The sequence below is a fragment of the Bacillus sp. BD59S genome (assembly GCF_007363175.1).
Taxonomy (GTDB): Bacteria; Bacillota; Bacilli; order Bacillales; family Bacillaceae_G; genus Bacillus_A; species Bacillus_A pacificus.
Map to the genome: position 1 here is coordinate 1,989,908 of NZ_CP034686.1, position 15,739 is coordinate 2,005,646.

Genomic DNA, 15,739 nt, shown 5'->3' on the forward strand with positions numbered 1-15,739 from the left:
CGCTTTATGATTTTCTATATTATATGTTGGATATAGAAAATAAGTAGTTACGTTATACATGTAATGTTTCAACTTCTTTATTCACTTTTTTAGCATGTGTTTCGCTATTATAGGTGAAAGTTTGACCTAAAAAGAGTACATGCAGTTGTTCCCACGGTAACATACGCAAATTCCAATTATTTCGAAGCCTTGTTATTGCCTCGCGAGGTGTTTCATCGGCGAGTGCAAAAGCTCCGTAATGCATGGGTATAAAGTGTGTAGCATTTAAATCTAAATAAGCTTGCACTGCTTCTTCAGGTGAAACGTGAGATATTTTCATAAACCATTCTGGTTCATAAGCTCCAATTGGCATAAGGGCAATATCAATGGAAAAGCGTTTGCCAATTTCTTTGAAACCTTGGAAATAGCCACTGTCTCCACAAAAATAAATGGTTTCCTCCATATTGTCATTCTTAATAATCCATCCACCCCAGTGAGATGTGTTCATATCAAATAATGATCTTCTCGTCCAGTGCTGAGCGGGTACGAAGTGAAAGGAAACATCATTAATAGTCGTACTTTCCCACCATTTATACTCTTCTACATTGTTGAATTTTTTACGAGTAAATAATTTTTTTAGCCCAATGGGTACTAAGTATAATACGTCATCGTTAAGTTGGCGAAGTGTTGAAAAATCTAAATGATCATAATGACCATGTGAAAGAAGAACAATATCAATTTTAGGTAGTTCTTTTATAGAAAGTCCAGGTTCTGTAAGTCTTGGGACTAGCTTTAATTTATTGGCCCATACTGGATCCGTTAATATATTAAGTCCATTCGTTTGGATAAGAAAAGTGGAATGCCCAATCCATGTGACAGTCGTTTTTTCAACATTACTTTGCAAAAATGCACTTTGTTTAACAGGTGATTGTTCTACTAAGAAAGAAAAATCTTTTTTGTTTTGCTTTCGTTCTTTACGCCAGCGTATAAAAGAGCGAATTGATTTTTTTGTGCTAACATTATCCATATTTTCATAGCGCTTTGCCATGAACATCACCTCATTTAAAATCGTTGTAATTGTATTGTACCGAAATGTTGTTAAGGAATACAGTGTATAACATGGATGAATGTTTAAGGAATTGTTAAAAAATAGGGGGATCTATTTACAAAAGTAACAACAAAATTAGTTTTGCAACTTCTATTTAGAGAAATAATAGTGAAAAAATATATTTTGTCTAGTGATTCGCTTGAAATAAAGAAGTAACATACGTAAATTCGTACGATTTCGTGAACAAATGTAGTAAACAATTTTCTCGTAGTGTTAACTTTTGTTATGATAAACATAACCTATTTAAATTTAGGATAGAGAAAAGAGGTTTATAAATGAAGCGTTATCAAAAAATAATTGGTCTTATGGTTGTAGTTTGTCTCTTTGTACTTGCTGGATGTAGTGGATCAGGTTCAAAGCTTCGTAAACCATTAAATTGGGATTTAGAAACTTTCCAATTTACTAATCAAGATGGAAAACCATTTGGTACAAAAGATTTAAAAGGGAAAGTTTGGGTTGCAGATTTTATGTTCACAAACTGTCAAACAGTTTGTCCGCCAATGACTGCTAATATGGCAAAATTACAGAAAATGGCGAAGGAAGAGAAATTAGATGTTCAGTTTGTATCATTTAGCGTAGATCCTGACCTTGATAAACCGGAAAACTTGAAAGCTTTTATTCAAAAGTTTACAGAAGATACAAGTAACTGGAACCTGTTAACAGGTTATTCGTTAGAAGATATTACAAAGTTTGCAAAAGATAATTTCCAAACACTTGTAGATAAACCTGAGAATGGTCAAGTTATGCATGGTACATCATTTTATTTAATTGATCAAAACGGAAAAGTAATGAAAAAGTATAATGGTATTAGTAATACGCCGTATGAGGACATTATACGTGATATGAAGCGATTAGCAGAATAAAAAGAAGGGTGCAGATTAAAGCACCCTTCTTTTTTTACACTAGTCTATGGATAAAATGTCATGTTGTTGAGGAAGTTTTGGTGCCCGAATTTCTAACACGCCATTTTGATACGAAGCTTTCGCTGCTTTTTTATTAATGGAGTACGGTAATTTAATCAATCTGGATGCTTCTGAAATGGAACGTTCTCGGCGATAATAGTTATGAGATGTTTCTTCTTCAGCCTCTTCAAGTATTTCTTCTTTTACAGAGACTTTTAAGTATTCACTTTGTATTTCAATTTGAATTTGTTCTTTTTGTATACCTGGTAGTTCAGCTGTAACAACGAGTTCTTCGCCAACTTCGTATAAATCTACAGGGAATGTTAATAAACGGTTTCCTTTTTGGAAAAAATGATTTAAATCAGCGATTACATTACGAAGTGGTGTTTGCTCGAAGAAATCATCAATTTGCTTTAAATAATTACGAACCGGTGGGCGAGAAGAGTCTTTTTTTTCTTCACTCATGATATTCCCTCCTAAAAATCAATTTGCAATATCATATGACAAAAGCGGAGAAAGGTGAGTGCCTAGTTTTCATGTTTTCATAAAAAATTGTTAAAAATGTGAAATGGAGTGATTTTTTTATAGTTTTTGGTCGCCATATTCAGTTGATTATGCTAGTATAAATAGGGTTGATATAGTAGTATAGAGACAGAATGAAAACTGAAAGAGGGTAAGAAGTATGTGTGGTTTTGTAGGATGTTTATGTGAAAACCCTAGAGAGTTTTCAGAAACAGAAAAACATCAATTTGAAAATATGAACACGATGATTTTCCACCGTGGTCCAGATGACGAAGGATATTTTCGTGATGAACATGTACAATTTGGCTTCCGCCGTTTAAGTATCATTGACTTAGAGGCAGGACATCAGCCGCTAACTTATGAAAATGATCGATATGTAATTATTTTTAATGGTGAAATTTACAACTATGTAGAATTACGTGAAATGTTACTTGAAAAAGGTGCAACGTTTGCAACGCAATCTGATACAGAAGTTATCATTGCATTGTATGCACATATGAAAGAAAAATGTGTAGACTATCTTCGTGGTATGTTTGCATTTATGATTTGGGATCGTGAAGAGAAGAAACTTTTCGGTGCACGTGATCACTTCGGTATTAAACCTCTATACATCGCACAACAAGGTGATACTACATTCTTCGCATCTGAGAAGAAAAGTATTATGCATGTGATGGAAGATAAAGGTGTTAATCCAACGTCTTTACAACATTACTTTACGTATCAATATGGTCCAGAGCCAGAAACATTAACAATTGATGTTAATAAAATCGAGCCTGGTCATTATTTCGTAAAAGAAATCGGTAAAGAGATGGAAATCCATCGCTACTGGAAGCCTTATTTCAATGCTTCAAGTGCAACGAAAGAGGAGCATATCCAAGCGATTCGTGATGTGTTATATGATTCAGTAAAAGTGCATATGCGCAGTGATGTACCAGTAGGTTCATTCTTATCTGGTGGTATCGATTCATCTATCATCGCTTCTATCGCAAGAGAAATGAATCCAAATCTTTTAACATTCTCTGTTGGTTTTGAGCAACGTGGTTTCAGTGAAGTTGATGTTGCGAAAGAAACTGCTGAGAAATTAGGCGTTAAAAACCATAACGTATTCATTTCTGCAAAAGAGTTTATGGATGAGTTTCCAAAAATCATTTGGCATATGGATGATCCTTTAGCTGATCCAGCAGCTGTACCGTTGTACTTCGTTGCTAAAGAAGCACGTAAACATGTAACAGTTGTTCTTTCAGGTGAAGGTGCAGACGAGCTATTTGGTGGTTATAACATTTACCGTGAGCCAAACTCACTGAAAATGTTCTCTTACATCCCTAGCCCAGGTAAGAGCGTTCTAAAAGCATTAAGTGGTGCTCTTAAAGAAGGGTTTAAAGGAAAGAGCTTCCTAGAGCGTGGATGCACGCCAATTGAAGAGCGTTACTATGGAAATGCTAAAATCTTCCGTGAAGAAGAGAAAGCTGAATTAATGAAGTATTACAATGAAAGTGTTAACTATATGGATATCACGAAACCATTGTATAACGAAATTAAAGATTATGATGATGTAAGCAAAATGCAGTACATTGACATGTTCACTTGGTTACGCGGTGACATTTTATTAAAAGCTGATAAAATGACAATGGCGAACTCATTAGAACTTCGTGTACCGTTCTTAGATAAAGAAGTATTCGATGTTGCATCTAAAATTCCAACTGAATTTAAGATTGCTAACGGAACTACGAAAGCTATTTTACGTGAAGCAGCACGCGGAATCGTTCCAGATCACGTATTAGATCGTAAAAAACTTGGATTCCCAGTACCAATTCGTCACTGGTTAAAAGACGAAATGCATGATTGGGCTATCAATATTATAAACGAGAGTAAAACAGAGCATTTAATCGACAAACAGTATGTATTAAACTTACTGGAAGCACATTGTGCAGATAAAGGCGATTATAGCCGTAAAATTTGGACTGTACTTGCGTTTATGGTATGGCATCAAATTTATGTTGAGCATAAATACGATACGAATAAGTTCCACGAAGAAACGAAACGTGCGTATAGCTTAGTTTAATTAGAAAAACCTTAAGATCGCATATGGTCTTAAGGTTTTTTTCATAAATAGGGCGTATTGTTGATACAATAATAGTAAAAGGATGGACAACATATGATTACGTTTGAAAAAGTAACTGTAGAAAATGAAAACGTTGTGAAAGAAATGTTTCGCTCACATAGTTTAACTGAGAATCAAGTACAGTATTGTGTGAAGGTTGATGATACATATATCGGTGTAATAGACTATAGTGTACAAGAGGAGACTGCAATTTTATCTCAATTAATTATTCACTTTGACTATCAAAGTTACGGTTATGGGACAAATACGTATTTCACATTTGAAATGATGATGAAAGAAAGAAATGTGAAAGAGATAAAGGTAGTACAAACGGAATTAACAGAACAAGCAAAATCATTTATAGAGAGCTTTGGGTTTAACGAGGAAGATGGGATATATGTGAAGAAAATATAGCGATGAGTAGTTATGCGGGATAAATATAAGGCAGGTGGATGTATGATGATGACTTCTGGTCTTGTATTAATTGGAGGGTGTTTTTTAGTAGCGGAGCTAAGCCATATGTTTATTCGAAAAAGAATGAATAAGAAGAGAAAGCCGTATGAATTACAATATGCCCCAGTGTTTTTCCTTTTGTTTTGTATGCTACTTACATTACAAAATATAACGACCTTTCCACCGCTGTTAAATATTTTTTTAAAGTTCGGTTTGCTGTATAGTACCACTGGAATAGCCCTTTTATTTCTTTTATTTTGCATACGTTATATTCACTATCAATCGTATATATTTATTTTAAATTGGTTAAAGCAAAATGATAGAAACCGCCTTACATAAGGCGGTTTTTTTATTTACGTTATGTATTGACTGGAATTACAATTACTTTCTTACGCCCATTTCTTTTTTACATGTTACGCTTAAAAAATTTGAGTAGCAAATAGGCACAAAAATATTTTGAATAAAAATGAGGGTGCAATTATATATATTGAAAAAGTTTTCTGATGTATCTATTGACAATGTATGAGATATACATTAATCTTTAAATGCTAATGATAATCAATTTCACATAGGAGGACTTATGACACGCATTAAAAATATTCTTATACTTTGCGTTATGTTACTAATGGTCGTAATCGCAGGGTGTGGTAAAGAAGAAGAGCAGAAAGATAAAGATACATCAGTAAAGGCAAAAGATTCTTATAGTATAAAGCATGCAATGGGCGAAACAACAGTGAGTGGTACGCCAAAAAGAGTTGTTGTTTTAACAAATGAGGGCGCTGAGGCACTTTTATCTGTTGGAGTAACGCCGGTTGGAACGACGAAACCACGAGCTGGTGATGAATGGTATCCTCATTTAGCGGAAGAGTTAAAGAATACGAAAGTAGTAGGAACTGAGCGTGACATTAATTTAGAAGCAGTAATGAAGCTTCAGCCGGATTTAATTATCGGAAATAAAATGCGTCACGAAAAAATATACGAGCAGTTAAAAGAAATCGCGCCAACAGTATATGCTGAAACATTACGCGGTGATTGGAAAGAAAACTTTACACTTTATACAAAAGCTGTAAATAAAGAAAAAGAAGGGCAAAATGCTCTTAATGATTATAAAAAGCGTATTGCAGGAATAAAAGAAAAATTAGGTGATAAAGTTAACTCTAAAGTTTCCATTATTCGCTTCGTCCCAGGTGATGTTCGTATTTATCAAAAAAATTCATTCTCAGGTGTTGTATTAAATGATATTGGGTTTAAACGACCACCACTACAAGATAAAGATGAATTTGCGATAAAAGGGATTACAAAAGAGCAAATTCCAAATATGGATGGGGACTATTTATTCTATTTCACATCTGATAAAGATGGGGATAAGAATAATGAAGGAAACACGTTAGCAAAAGAATGGACAGAAGATCCACTCTTTAAGCAACTGCAGGCTTCTAAAGATAATAAAGTATTCCAAGTAGATGAAGTGATTTGGAATACAGCAGGTGGTATTGTCGCTGCAAATCTTATGTTAGATGATATTGAAAAATATTTTCTGAAGTAAATGAACGGTCGAGTACATCACTTTAAATAGGTGATGTACTTTTTATTTATGAAAATACAGAAAATTCCTTCTTTTATGTATGGATAAGTTGTACAATTAAACCAATCATGGAATAAAGGAGTGGGAATAAATGAAAGCTACTCATAAAGATTGGATTTTGTTTAACGGAAGAATTGTAAATACGAAGGAAGAACAGCCGATGATTCCATTAGAAGAGAGAGGCTTTCAATTTGGCGATGGTATATATGAGGTATTCAGACTATATGATGGGAAGCCACATTTATTAGATTTACATTTAGAACGATTCTTTCATTCTATGGAAGAAATAAAACTAATTCCACCGTTTACTAAGGAAGAGTTGGTGGAAGAGTTACATCAAATGATTGAAAAAAATCACTTTCAAGAAGATGGGAATGTATACTTGCAAATATCAAGAGGTGCTCAAGCACGTAATCATGTATATGAGTCAAATATGCAACCAACATATTTTGCAAACATTGTTTCTTTTCCACGACCAATTGCTGCTATGGAACGAGGGATAAAAGTTACTGTAGAAGAGGATATACGTTGGAAGTTCTGTCATATAAAATCTTTAAATCTGCTACCTAATGTTATGATTAAAAATAAAATAAACGAACAAGGATATCAAGAAGCAATATTAGTACGAGATGGAATTGTAACGGAAGGATGTCATTCCAATTTCTTTATGGTGAAAAATAATAAATTGATTACACATCCGGCTGACAATTTCATTCTTCACGGCATTACACGTCACTTCGTTATTACATTAGCGAAAGAGTTACATATTGAAGTAGAAGAACGAGAATTTTCACTACAAGAAGTATATGAAGCTGATGAATGCTTCTTCACAGCGACACCACTTGAAATATTCCCAGTCGTTCAAATAGGTGATGAACAGTTTGGAACCGGCGAAAGAGGACCAATTACAAAGAAACTCCAAGATGTATATGAAGAAAGTATTAGTTTGTTTAAAGTTACGAACTAAAGTCACGAAAAAAAGCTGGTATTCGTCCAGCTTTTTTTCATGATATAATTCAAGCATAGGACAAGATTTGAAAACGCTGTAAAAAGGGGATTTAATGTATGCATTATGAAGATTTTAAAGAAGTAATTCACGGTAGACGAAGTGTTAGAAAGTTCACAGAACAAGAAGTATCCACTAGTGATATAAAAGAAATTATTGATTGTGCTCGTTATGCACCGAGTGATACAAACTCGCAAACTTGGGAGTTCTTGGTCATTATGAACCGAGAGAAAATTAAAGAAATTGAACAAATGACATGGGATGCATTACATAAACTTGCGGCAAAAGCGGCAGAAAATGGAGAAGAGAAAGCAGGGAAATTACTTACACGATCTTTCGGACCATATGCAACAGCTTTCTCGGAGGCCCCAGTATTAATCGTATGTTTGGCAACGCCATATGAATCAAAGTTTCGTGAAAAGATATTTGATCCAATTGCTTTTGTTCCGGATTCAGTTTGGGAAGAAGAAGGAATTAAGAGTAGCTGTTTAGCGGCACAAAACTTAATGTTGGCTGCACATGCGAAGGGGCTTGGTACATGCCCAATGACAGGACCAGTATTGTTAGCTCAAGATGAACTGCGCCAATATTTACAAATTGAGCCTGAAAAACAAATAAATATGGTTATTTCACTCGGTTTTCCGAAGGATAAGCCAAAGAAACTCCCAAGAAAAGAAGTGGATGAGATTACAACATTTGTTTTTTAAAGCCTAAAATAAAAAGACATTGTTCATTCAATGTCTTTTTATTTTGGATAGGTATGTAATTAATCTGTTGGGCTAAAATGATAGATAAGAGGGAATTACTATTTATTTCATAAAAAAAATTAATGTTCTATTAAGGAAAGTATGATACATTAATCGTGAGCAAGATTCTATTTGTTCATGAAAGTGTTACAAGTAGTCTTAAAATTTAAAAGTTATTTTTGTATAATAAATTATAATGAAATGACAGGGGGGATGAATTTTGAAAAAATTCATAATCACTGGATTGTCTGTATTGTTATTAGTTGGTTGTGGTGTTTCACAAGAAAAAGAGGGTACACAATCAAAGCAGGAAGAAAAAGTTGTAAACGCGAGTAATGAGAATATAGTTTTATTTCCTGAAGGAGCAGTGCCAATTGGAGAAGGAAAAGTAAAAGTTATTACACCAGATGGCACGTCTGAGAATGGTAATATACCAGCTGTATTCATTAAAAAGGATACTTTAATTCAACACGTTGAATTAGAGCTTTCTAATTTTCAAAACGATAAAGAAACATTTGTGTTTGTAGATCAAGTATATGCAGATAAATATCAAGTCACTAGTACAACACAGACAACAGTACAATTAAAGGAAAAGATGCTTGAGACAGGTAGTCATACGATTACTGCAGTTCAGTATGAAAACAATGACCCGAAAGGAAAGGTTATTAGTTTTAATCAAGCAACATTTGAGACAAAACCTGCGTCTTAATAAGAATAAAAAGTACATTACTCAAAAAGTAGTGTGCTTTTTTGTTTGGATTAGAGGGTGCAATAGTGAATAACTTGTTTCGTTTTCAAATACGATTAAATAGAAAGAAATCACTTATTACTTCTATGATAGAGGAAGAAGTTGAAGATGTGAATCGGTGTATTCGTATCGTCTTGATTAGTATGATGATGTCCTTAATTTGGTTTATGATACAGGAGGTTATTCAAGTTACGCTCCATTATCAAATTCATGACTTATTAATAGGAGCTATTTGTGTTACCATTGTTTATCTATTATATGATAAACTCGGACTAAGGTAAGTTTCAGAAGGAAAATGTAGGTATTTCATTTGAAATGTCGAATAATACATACGATGTCGTAATAACAAATTTTCTATTGTTTACTGTGAAACAGGAGAAGGAGAGATAGTAATGAAACGAGCTCTTATAAATATTGATTATACATATGATTTTGTAGCTGAGAAAGGTGCTTTAACATGCGGAAAACCAGGACAAGAAATTGAGAAGGAAATTGTCCATTTAACGAAGCGATATATTGAAAATGGAGATTACGTAGTCTTTGCAATCGATAAACATGAAGAAAACGATGTATATCATCCAGAATCAAAGTTATTCCCGCCTCATAACATAGCCGGTACAAATGGAAGAGAGTTATTTGGTGAATTACAAGGTGTGTATGAAACATATAAAAATGCAGAGAATGTATATTATATGGATAAAACACGATATAGTGCATTTGCAGGAACAGACCTAGAGATGAAGTTACGAGAAAGAGGAATAGAAGAAGTTCATCTTGTAGGTGTTTGCACTGATATTTGTGTTCTTCATACAGCGGTAGATGCTTATAATAAAGGATTTAAAATTGTAGTTTTTGAAAAGGCGGTTGCATCTTTTAATGCGCAAGGGCATGAATATGCACTTGGACATTTTAAGACATGCCTACATGCAGAAGTGAAGTGAAAAAAGAGGCCTTTAAAAAAAGGTCTCTTTTTTCGTTTAAATTGAGACGAGGTTTTGCTCGATTAGTTTTTTTATGAACGGACTAATTTTTTCTGGTAACCCATTTAAATCAAAAAATTGTACGTGTAATGATTCAAATCCATCGGCTTTTAACGTACCACCTGTGATGTCTTTGCAAAGGTAGGCAATAGTTATAGGATAAAATTCATCCCCGTTTGGTAATTTCACAAAAAATTCTTTTCCAGAAAATACGCTTATTAACTGTAAGATTCCTATTTCAATCCCTGTTTCTTCGAGCACTTCTCGTCTCCCGGCTTCTTCTGTTGATTCACCAAGTTCAACGAATCCACCTGGGACACCCCAAATACCATTTTGCTTTTGTTGAAGTAATATTTGTCCTTGTTCATTGAATACAGCTACAGCAACTCCTGCTAGATTGAGTGGTCTCGATCCGACAACTTCTCTAAGTTCTTCAATATATCCCATTGTATGTAACCTCCGTAAGAAAAAATAAAAGCAAATAAACTATTCGTTATTATGTAAATATATTCCTCTTTATAAGGGGAAGAGATGTCATATGCCTTATTTTTTTACTTGGTAAAATATACATCAAAAAAGGTCAAATAAAGTCTTTGACCTTTTTTGACCAAATGTTATAATAAAGACAGAAAGAGATAATCTTTCATTCATAAATAATAAGGAGGAAAAAATATGCGTAATTTATTTCCAGAGATAACAAAACGTCAAAATGGTATTTTTGATTTTGGGCCTTCTTTATTAGAAGGGATGACAGATGCTTTCTTTAAACCAATGAACATGGATACTTTCAAAGTAGATGTTCATGAGCAATCTGATAAATTTACTGTGAAAGCAGATTTACCAGGTTTTCAAAAAGAAAACATTCAAGTTGATTTTGAACAAGATGTATTAACGATTCAAGCAACGAACCATAATGAAGTAGAAGAAAAAAATGAGAATGGCACATATATTCGTAAAGAACGTTCTATAGGTTCTGTAACTCGACGCTTTAGTTTTAAACAAGTTGAGGAAGAAAATGTTAGAGCAAATTATAAAGATGGCGTGTTGACAATTGAATTGCCAAAATTGAAAGAAGAAAAAAGCAGTAAGACAACAATTAATATCGAATAAAAGAGCTGATAAATTCAGCTCTTTTTTTATGTAGTTAATGAATAAATTAGTTGAAATCGTAATGAGTAGAATAAAGTTTTAACGTTTAAAAAATTTTACGATTAGCTCCCCTTACGTTATTAAAAAAGGTATATTTAAATGGAAAGGAAAAGAACATCTAGACATACTGTTTAAAGTGAATTAGTAATAAAGTCAAAATACATAGTAAGGGTAGCAGCATTTTAGAGTAGATAATAGATTTTCCTAGAAAAAAACTGAGACAATTATGAATTTTTTAATTAGTAAGGAAGTGGTTAGATGAGTGTATTAACGTATACGGAAGAATTTTTTAATTATGTAAGGGAGTTTTTACTTTTAAGGTTTTTACTATTTGCTTTCGTTTTAATCATTATTTCTTTTGTCGTAAACCGTATTATTGATTGGTTTTTTAGGAAATCAAGCTTTTTTGATGAAGAGGTAGAGCAAACGATTCAAAGTGTGATTCGATCTATTTTTAGATATATCATTATCATCAGTCTAATCATATATTTAATTAGCCAATTTGTAGATATAAAAAGTATCATTGCAGGTGCAGGGATAGCGGGGGTTGTTATCGGTTTTGCTGCACAACAGATGCTAAAAGATGTTATATTAGGCTTTGCGAGATTAGCGGACAAAGAGTTTCGTGTTGGCGATTTTGTTACTTTTAACGGAACAAACTCAGGAACGATTGAGGAAATTAGTATTCGTTTTATGCAAATTCGTGAATGGTCAGGAAAACTCCTTACCATACCACATGGAGAGATTAGAACGATACAAAATTTTAATAAAGGGTGGATGCGAGTCATTGAACGGATTACGGTAAGTTATCAGGAAGATCCGACAAGAGTTAAGGGATTGTTAGAAGAAGTTTGTGTGAATTGTAATGAAAAATTGGCCCCAAGTCTTTATAAAGTGGAGGATGAAGCTGTTGAACCGTTTAAATATGTAGGTGTTACAGATTTAAATCCAAATCTTAAATACGTTGGATATGAATTTTGTATTACAGGCTTAATAAAGCCAGAAGATTATTTTGAAACTTCTAGACAAGTAAGATTTGAATTAATGTCTATGTTCTATAAGAATCAAGTGCAAATGCCAGCAACAAATATGTTCGTTACTACTGAGAGTTTACAGCATAATCATGGTGGACAATCTGTATCGGACAGCTAAAGTCGAATAATTGGATAAAAAACAATAATAAAATGATCAATATAAAGAAAGAACTGAAGGAATTCAGTTCTTTCTTTATTTGTAGAATTTAGAAATTTCTTAATGTTATAATGGTAATTGGTGATGAAAATGAACTTTGAAGAAAAAGAGATGCATCGTTTAGAAGCATTAAAAGCAATTGCAGAATTATTAAATGAAGCAACAGACTTACAAGACATGTTGGAAAAAGTGTTACATACATTGTTACAAGTTATGAATTTGCGAACAGGGTGGATCTTTTTTATTGATGAAAGTGGAAGGCACCGAATGCTTGTAGATGAAAACTTACCACCAGCTCTTACGTGGCAAGAGAAGAAGCCAATGTGTGAAGGGGACTGCTGGTGTGTAGAGCGTTTTGTGAATGGCAGGTTGGAAAAAGCGACAAATATTATTGAATGTAAGCGAATAGAGGATGCGATTGAGTGTAATTGGGGGGAGACAGAAGATGTTACACATCATGCGACGATCCCTCTTAGGTCTGGATCGGAGAAGTTTGGTCTATTAAATGTGGCTTCGCCTCAAAAAACACATTTTTCAGAAGAAGAATTAGCATTACTAGAATCAATTGCATTTCAAATAGGAACGACAATTCAACGTATACAGTTAGTGGAAAAAGAACGTAAATACGTAGTTGTAGCAGAACGAAATCGATTAGCTCGTGATTTACATGATTCAGTAAAACAATTGTTATTTTCTATTATGCTAACAGCAAAAGGTACGCTAAATATGACGCAGGATAAGGATTTGCAAGAGATGTTAAGTTATATTGGAGAATTATCACAGGAAGCATTACAAGAGATGACACTCTTGATTTGGCAATTAAGACCGGAAGGATTAGAGAAAGGGTTAGCTGAAGCAATTAAAAATTACGGAAAGTTGTTAGGGATTCACGTGGAAGTTCGAATTGATGGTATGGTTTCAATTGGTGATGAAATAGAAGAAGTTTTATGGCGTATTAGTCAAGAAGCGATACATAATTGTAAAAAACATGCTTCATGTGAAAAGGTACATGTTCTTTTGAAAATAGAAAATGACCAGTTGTATTTTTACATAGAGGATAACGGAATAGGATTTATACAAGATCACGTAAGAGAGTCAGCGCTCGGTTTAAAAAGTATGAAGGAACGTATTCAGTTAATGAGGGGATCATTTCAAATAAAAACTGAGCTGAAAAAGGGTACGAAAATTGAAATTCAATTGCCGGTTTGAAGGGGAGAAGAAGGTTGAAAATTAAATTACTACTAGTTGAGGATCATCATATCGTTCGAAGAGGACTTGTATTCTTTTTGAAAACGAGAGAAGAATTTGAAATAGTTGGGGAAGCGGAAAATGGTGAAGAGGCATTAACATTCGTTCGAACGAAAAGACCAGATGTAGTATTAATGGATCTATCAATGCCGAAGATGGATGGTATTGAAGCAACAAAACGCATAAAACAATATGATGAAACAATAAAGATACTAATATTAAGCAGTTTTTCAGAGCAAGATTATGTTTTGCCAGCACTTGAAGCTGGAGCAGATGGTTATCAATTAAAAGAAGTACAACCTGAGCAACTGGTCGCTTCTATCATTGCAATACATCAGGGGAATGCGAATTTTCATCCGAAAGTAACACCAGCACTATTAGGACGGTCAGTGGTCAAAAAAGAAAACCCTTTTTCCATGTTAACGAAAAGAGAACAAGAAGTACTTCATGAAATTGCGAAAGGACGAAGTAATAAAGAAATTGCAGCAGTGCTTCATATTACAGAACAAACTGTAAAAACACATGTTTCAAATGTTTTAGCTAAATTGGAAGTAGATGATCGTACGCAAGCTGCATTATATGCGGTGAAATATGGGGTTATTTAGGAGGAGTGTATGAAAGTAAGGACTACATTACAGCGGTACATGTCAAGTTTGTCTGAGGCTAGTTATTTTAATGGTACGGTACTGATTGCAAAAAATGATGAAATATTGTTAAGTGAAGCATTTGGAACAGCGAATTTCACATTTAACATTCCTCATACTATTGATACAAAATTTCGAATTGGTTCATTAACGAAAGGGTTTACCAGTACAGCAATTTTACAATTAGAAGAACGTGGATTGCTCTCGGTAGAAGACTCAATTTCAAAATATATACAGGGATTCTCTTATGGAGAAGATGTTACAATTCACCACCTATTAACTCACACATCGGGTATCTCAAATTTTACAAGTTGGCCTAATTATTGGTCGGATATAATGAGGAAATCTGTATCTAAAGAAGACATTGTGCATGTATTAAAGACGTACCCGTTAGAGTTTAAACCAGGTGAGAGATATAGTTATACAAATTCTGGTTATATTTTATTAACAATTATAATCGAAAAGATTACTGGTTTATCATATAAAGAATATATACATAAATATATATGTCAACCACTTCAAATGCATAATACTGGATGTGAGGATGAGTGTAGAGAAATAGTAGAATCTTTATCAACAGGATATACGATATTTGGAGATATAAAACAAACTGAACATATTGATATGTCATTTCCACTAGGGGCATATGGAATGTATTCGACAGTTAAAGATTTGTTTAAATGGCATAAAGCATTGCGTAGTAGAGAGGTGATTTCAGAAAGTTCACTTCAAAAAATGTTTACTGCATATTCAGATCATTATGGATATGGTTGGGCTATAGAACAAGAAGAATATATTTCTACTAGTCATTTTGGTGATATAAATGGTTTTGTGAATTATTTGATTCGATATGAAAAAGATAATGTTTGTATTATTGTACTAAGTAATATAAATATTACACCGGTCATAGAGATTGCAAATAACATAGCTAAGATTATAAATGGGGAAGAGATTCAGATGCCGAGACCTATAAAGGTGTATGAGGTGAATTTTTTCGATAAATTAAAATGTGTGGGGAAATATATAACAGAAAACAATGAAGTAATTCAAGTTATAGAAAAACAAAATAAACTCTATGTTATAGTGCCAAAACGTTATGGTGTATTGTATAAACTTGAGCTTTATCTTTGTTCTTTTCAAGAGGAAGTTGCAATGTTTCGAACGAAATACGTTGATGAAAAAATAAAAATAAATACAAAAACAGGATCATTATCTTTTGAAGATGTTACGAAAAAATGCATAAAAGCTAATAAAATATATAGTGAAGCTGAATAAAGGTTTTTCTTCTTTCAATAATTAGGTACAATAAAGTGAAACTTTAATCAGTGGAAGGTCTATCCCCACTGATTATTAGCACACACTAATTGTGTTTTTACG

At 33.4% G+C, this 15,739-nt stretch carries 18 protein-coding genes and 1 pseudogene; 16 read left to right on the forward strand and 3 right to left on the reverse strand.

Annotated elements, in window-relative coordinates:
* Window positions 1-52 precede the first annotated feature (52 nt).
* A complete protein-coding gene (locus EKQ63_RS12305; RefSeq protein ID WP_087952404.1) occupies window positions 53-1,027 on the reverse strand; it encodes an MBL fold metallo-hydrolase in 975 nt (324 codons plus the stop codon).
* 335 nt (window positions 1,028-1,362) lie between these two features.
* Between EKQ63_RS12305 and EKQ63_RS12310 the strand changes: the two genes are divergently transcribed.
* Window positions 1,363-1,950 (forward strand): SCO family protein, encoded by a 588-nt coding sequence (locus tag EKQ63_RS12310; RefSeq protein WP_087952405.1) that lies wholly within the window; start codon window positions 1,363-1,365, stop codon window positions 1,948-1,950.
* A 39-nt stretch (window positions 1,951-1,989) separates the two neighbouring features.
* Here EKQ63_RS12310 and EKQ63_RS12315 read toward each other — a convergent pair whose 3' ends face one another.
* Complete coding sequence (locus EKQ63_RS12315) at window positions 1,990-2,454, reverse strand: Hsp20/alpha crystallin family protein (protein WP_001288083.1); 465 nt, start codon at window positions 2,452-2,454, stop codon at window positions 1,990-1,992.
* 217 nt (window positions 2,455-2,671) lie between these two features.
* Between EKQ63_RS12315 and asnB the strand changes: the two genes are divergently transcribed.
* The 10 genes and pseudogenes from asnB to EKQ63_RS12360 all read left to right on the forward strand — a co-directional run bounded on the left by asnB (window position 2,672) and on the right by EKQ63_RS12360 (window position 10,091).
* Window positions 2,672-4,573 (forward strand): asparagine synthase (glutamine-hydrolyzing), encoded by a 1,902-nt coding sequence (gene asnB, locus EKQ63_RS12320; protein ID WP_000333816.1) that lies wholly within the window; start codon window positions 2,672-2,674, stop codon window positions 4,571-4,573.
* A 93-nt stretch (window positions 4,574-4,666) separates the two neighbouring features.
* Window positions 4,667-5,026, forward strand: a complete 360-nt coding sequence (locus EKQ63_RS12325; protein WP_087952407.1) for a GNAT family N-acetyltransferase — start codon at window positions 4,667-4,669, stop codon at window positions 5,024-5,026.
* A gap of 48 nt (window positions 5,027-5,074) precedes the next feature.
* The gene (locus EKQ63_RS12330) at window positions 5,075-5,404 is read left to right on the forward strand and encodes a hypothetical protein (protein ID WP_087994856.1); all 330 of its coding nucleotides are present in this window, start codon (window positions 5,075-5,077) and stop codon (window positions 5,402-5,404) included.
* 8 nt (window positions 5,405-5,412) lie between these two features.
* Window positions 5,413-5,508: pseudogene (locus tag EKQ63_RS30680) on the forward strand (phosphatidic acid phosphatase); the annotation flags it as partial.
* Window positions 5,509-5,645: 137 nt separating this feature from the next.
* Window positions 5,646-6,611 carry an ABC transporter substrate-binding protein gene (locus EKQ63_RS12335; RefSeq protein ID WP_088326939.1) on the forward strand — a complete coding sequence of 322 codons (966 nt, stop codon included), beginning with the start codon at window positions 5,646-5,648 and terminating at the stop codon, window positions 6,609-6,611.
* A gap of 130 nt (window positions 6,612-6,741) precedes the next feature.
* Entirely contained in the window at window positions 6,742-7,617 is an 876-nt protein-coding gene (dat, locus tag EKQ63_RS12340) for a D-amino-acid transaminase (protein WP_143881086.1), read from the forward strand.
* A gap of 98 nt (window positions 7,618-7,715) precedes the next feature.
* Window positions 7,716-8,363: a nitroreductase family protein gene (locus tag EKQ63_RS12345; protein ID WP_087952410.1), complete on the forward strand. Its 648-nt coding sequence runs from the start codon at window positions 7,716-7,718 to the stop codon at window positions 8,361-8,363.
* A 259-nt stretch (window positions 8,364-8,622) separates the two neighbouring features.
* On the forward strand, window positions 8,623-9,111 hold the full coding sequence (locus EKQ63_RS12350; RefSeq protein WP_087952411.1) for a hypothetical protein: 489 nt from the start codon (window positions 8,623-8,625) through the stop codon (window positions 9,109-9,111).
* 65 nt (window positions 9,112-9,176) lie between these two features.
* Window positions 9,177-9,431: a hypothetical protein gene (locus tag EKQ63_RS12355; protein ID WP_087952412.1), complete on the forward strand. Its 255-nt coding sequence runs from the start codon at window positions 9,177-9,179 to the stop codon at window positions 9,429-9,431.
* A 111-nt stretch (window positions 9,432-9,542) separates the two neighbouring features.
* Complete coding sequence (locus tag EKQ63_RS12360; protein WP_087952413.1) at window positions 9,543-10,091, forward strand: cysteine hydrolase family protein; 549 nt, start codon at window positions 9,543-9,545, stop codon at window positions 10,089-10,091.
* A 36-nt stretch (window positions 10,092-10,127) separates the two neighbouring features.
* Here EKQ63_RS12360 and EKQ63_RS12365 read toward each other — a convergent pair whose 3' ends face one another.
* A complete protein-coding gene (locus tag EKQ63_RS12365; RefSeq protein WP_087952414.1) occupies window positions 10,128-10,577 on the reverse strand; it encodes an NUDIX hydrolase in 450 nt (149 codons plus the stop codon).
* A gap of 225 nt (window positions 10,578-10,802) precedes the next feature.
* Between EKQ63_RS12365 and EKQ63_RS12370 the strand changes: the two genes are divergently transcribed.
* From EKQ63_RS12370 to EKQ63_RS12390, 5 genes are all read left to right on the forward strand, one after another.
* Window positions 10,803-11,240, forward strand: a complete 438-nt coding sequence (locus EKQ63_RS12370) for an Hsp20/alpha crystallin family protein (protein ID WP_088326935.1) — start codon at window positions 10,803-10,805, stop codon at window positions 11,238-11,240.
* 297 nt (window positions 11,241-11,537) lie between these two features.
* Window positions 11,538-12,431, forward strand: a complete 894-nt coding sequence (locus tag EKQ63_RS12375; RefSeq protein ID WP_087952416.1) for a mechanosensitive ion channel family protein — start codon at window positions 11,538-11,540, stop codon at window positions 12,429-12,431.
* 150 nt (window positions 12,432-12,581) lie between these two features.
* Complete coding sequence (locus tag EKQ63_RS12380; RefSeq protein WP_173601511.1) at window positions 12,582-13,679, forward strand: GAF domain-containing sensor histidine kinase; 1,098 nt, start codon at window positions 12,582-12,584, stop codon at window positions 13,677-13,679.
* Window positions 13,680-13,693: 14 nt separating this feature from the next.
* Entirely contained in the window at window positions 13,694-14,323 is a 630-nt protein-coding gene (locus tag EKQ63_RS12385) for a response regulator transcription factor (protein ID WP_087952418.1), read from the forward strand.
* A 9-nt stretch (window positions 14,324-14,332) separates the two neighbouring features.
* Window positions 14,333-15,637: a serine hydrolase domain-containing protein gene (locus EKQ63_RS12390; protein WP_088326933.1), complete on the forward strand. Its 1,305-nt coding sequence runs from the start codon at window positions 14,333-14,335 to the stop codon at window positions 15,635-15,637.
* Window positions 15,638-15,739: the final 102 nt, after the last annotated feature.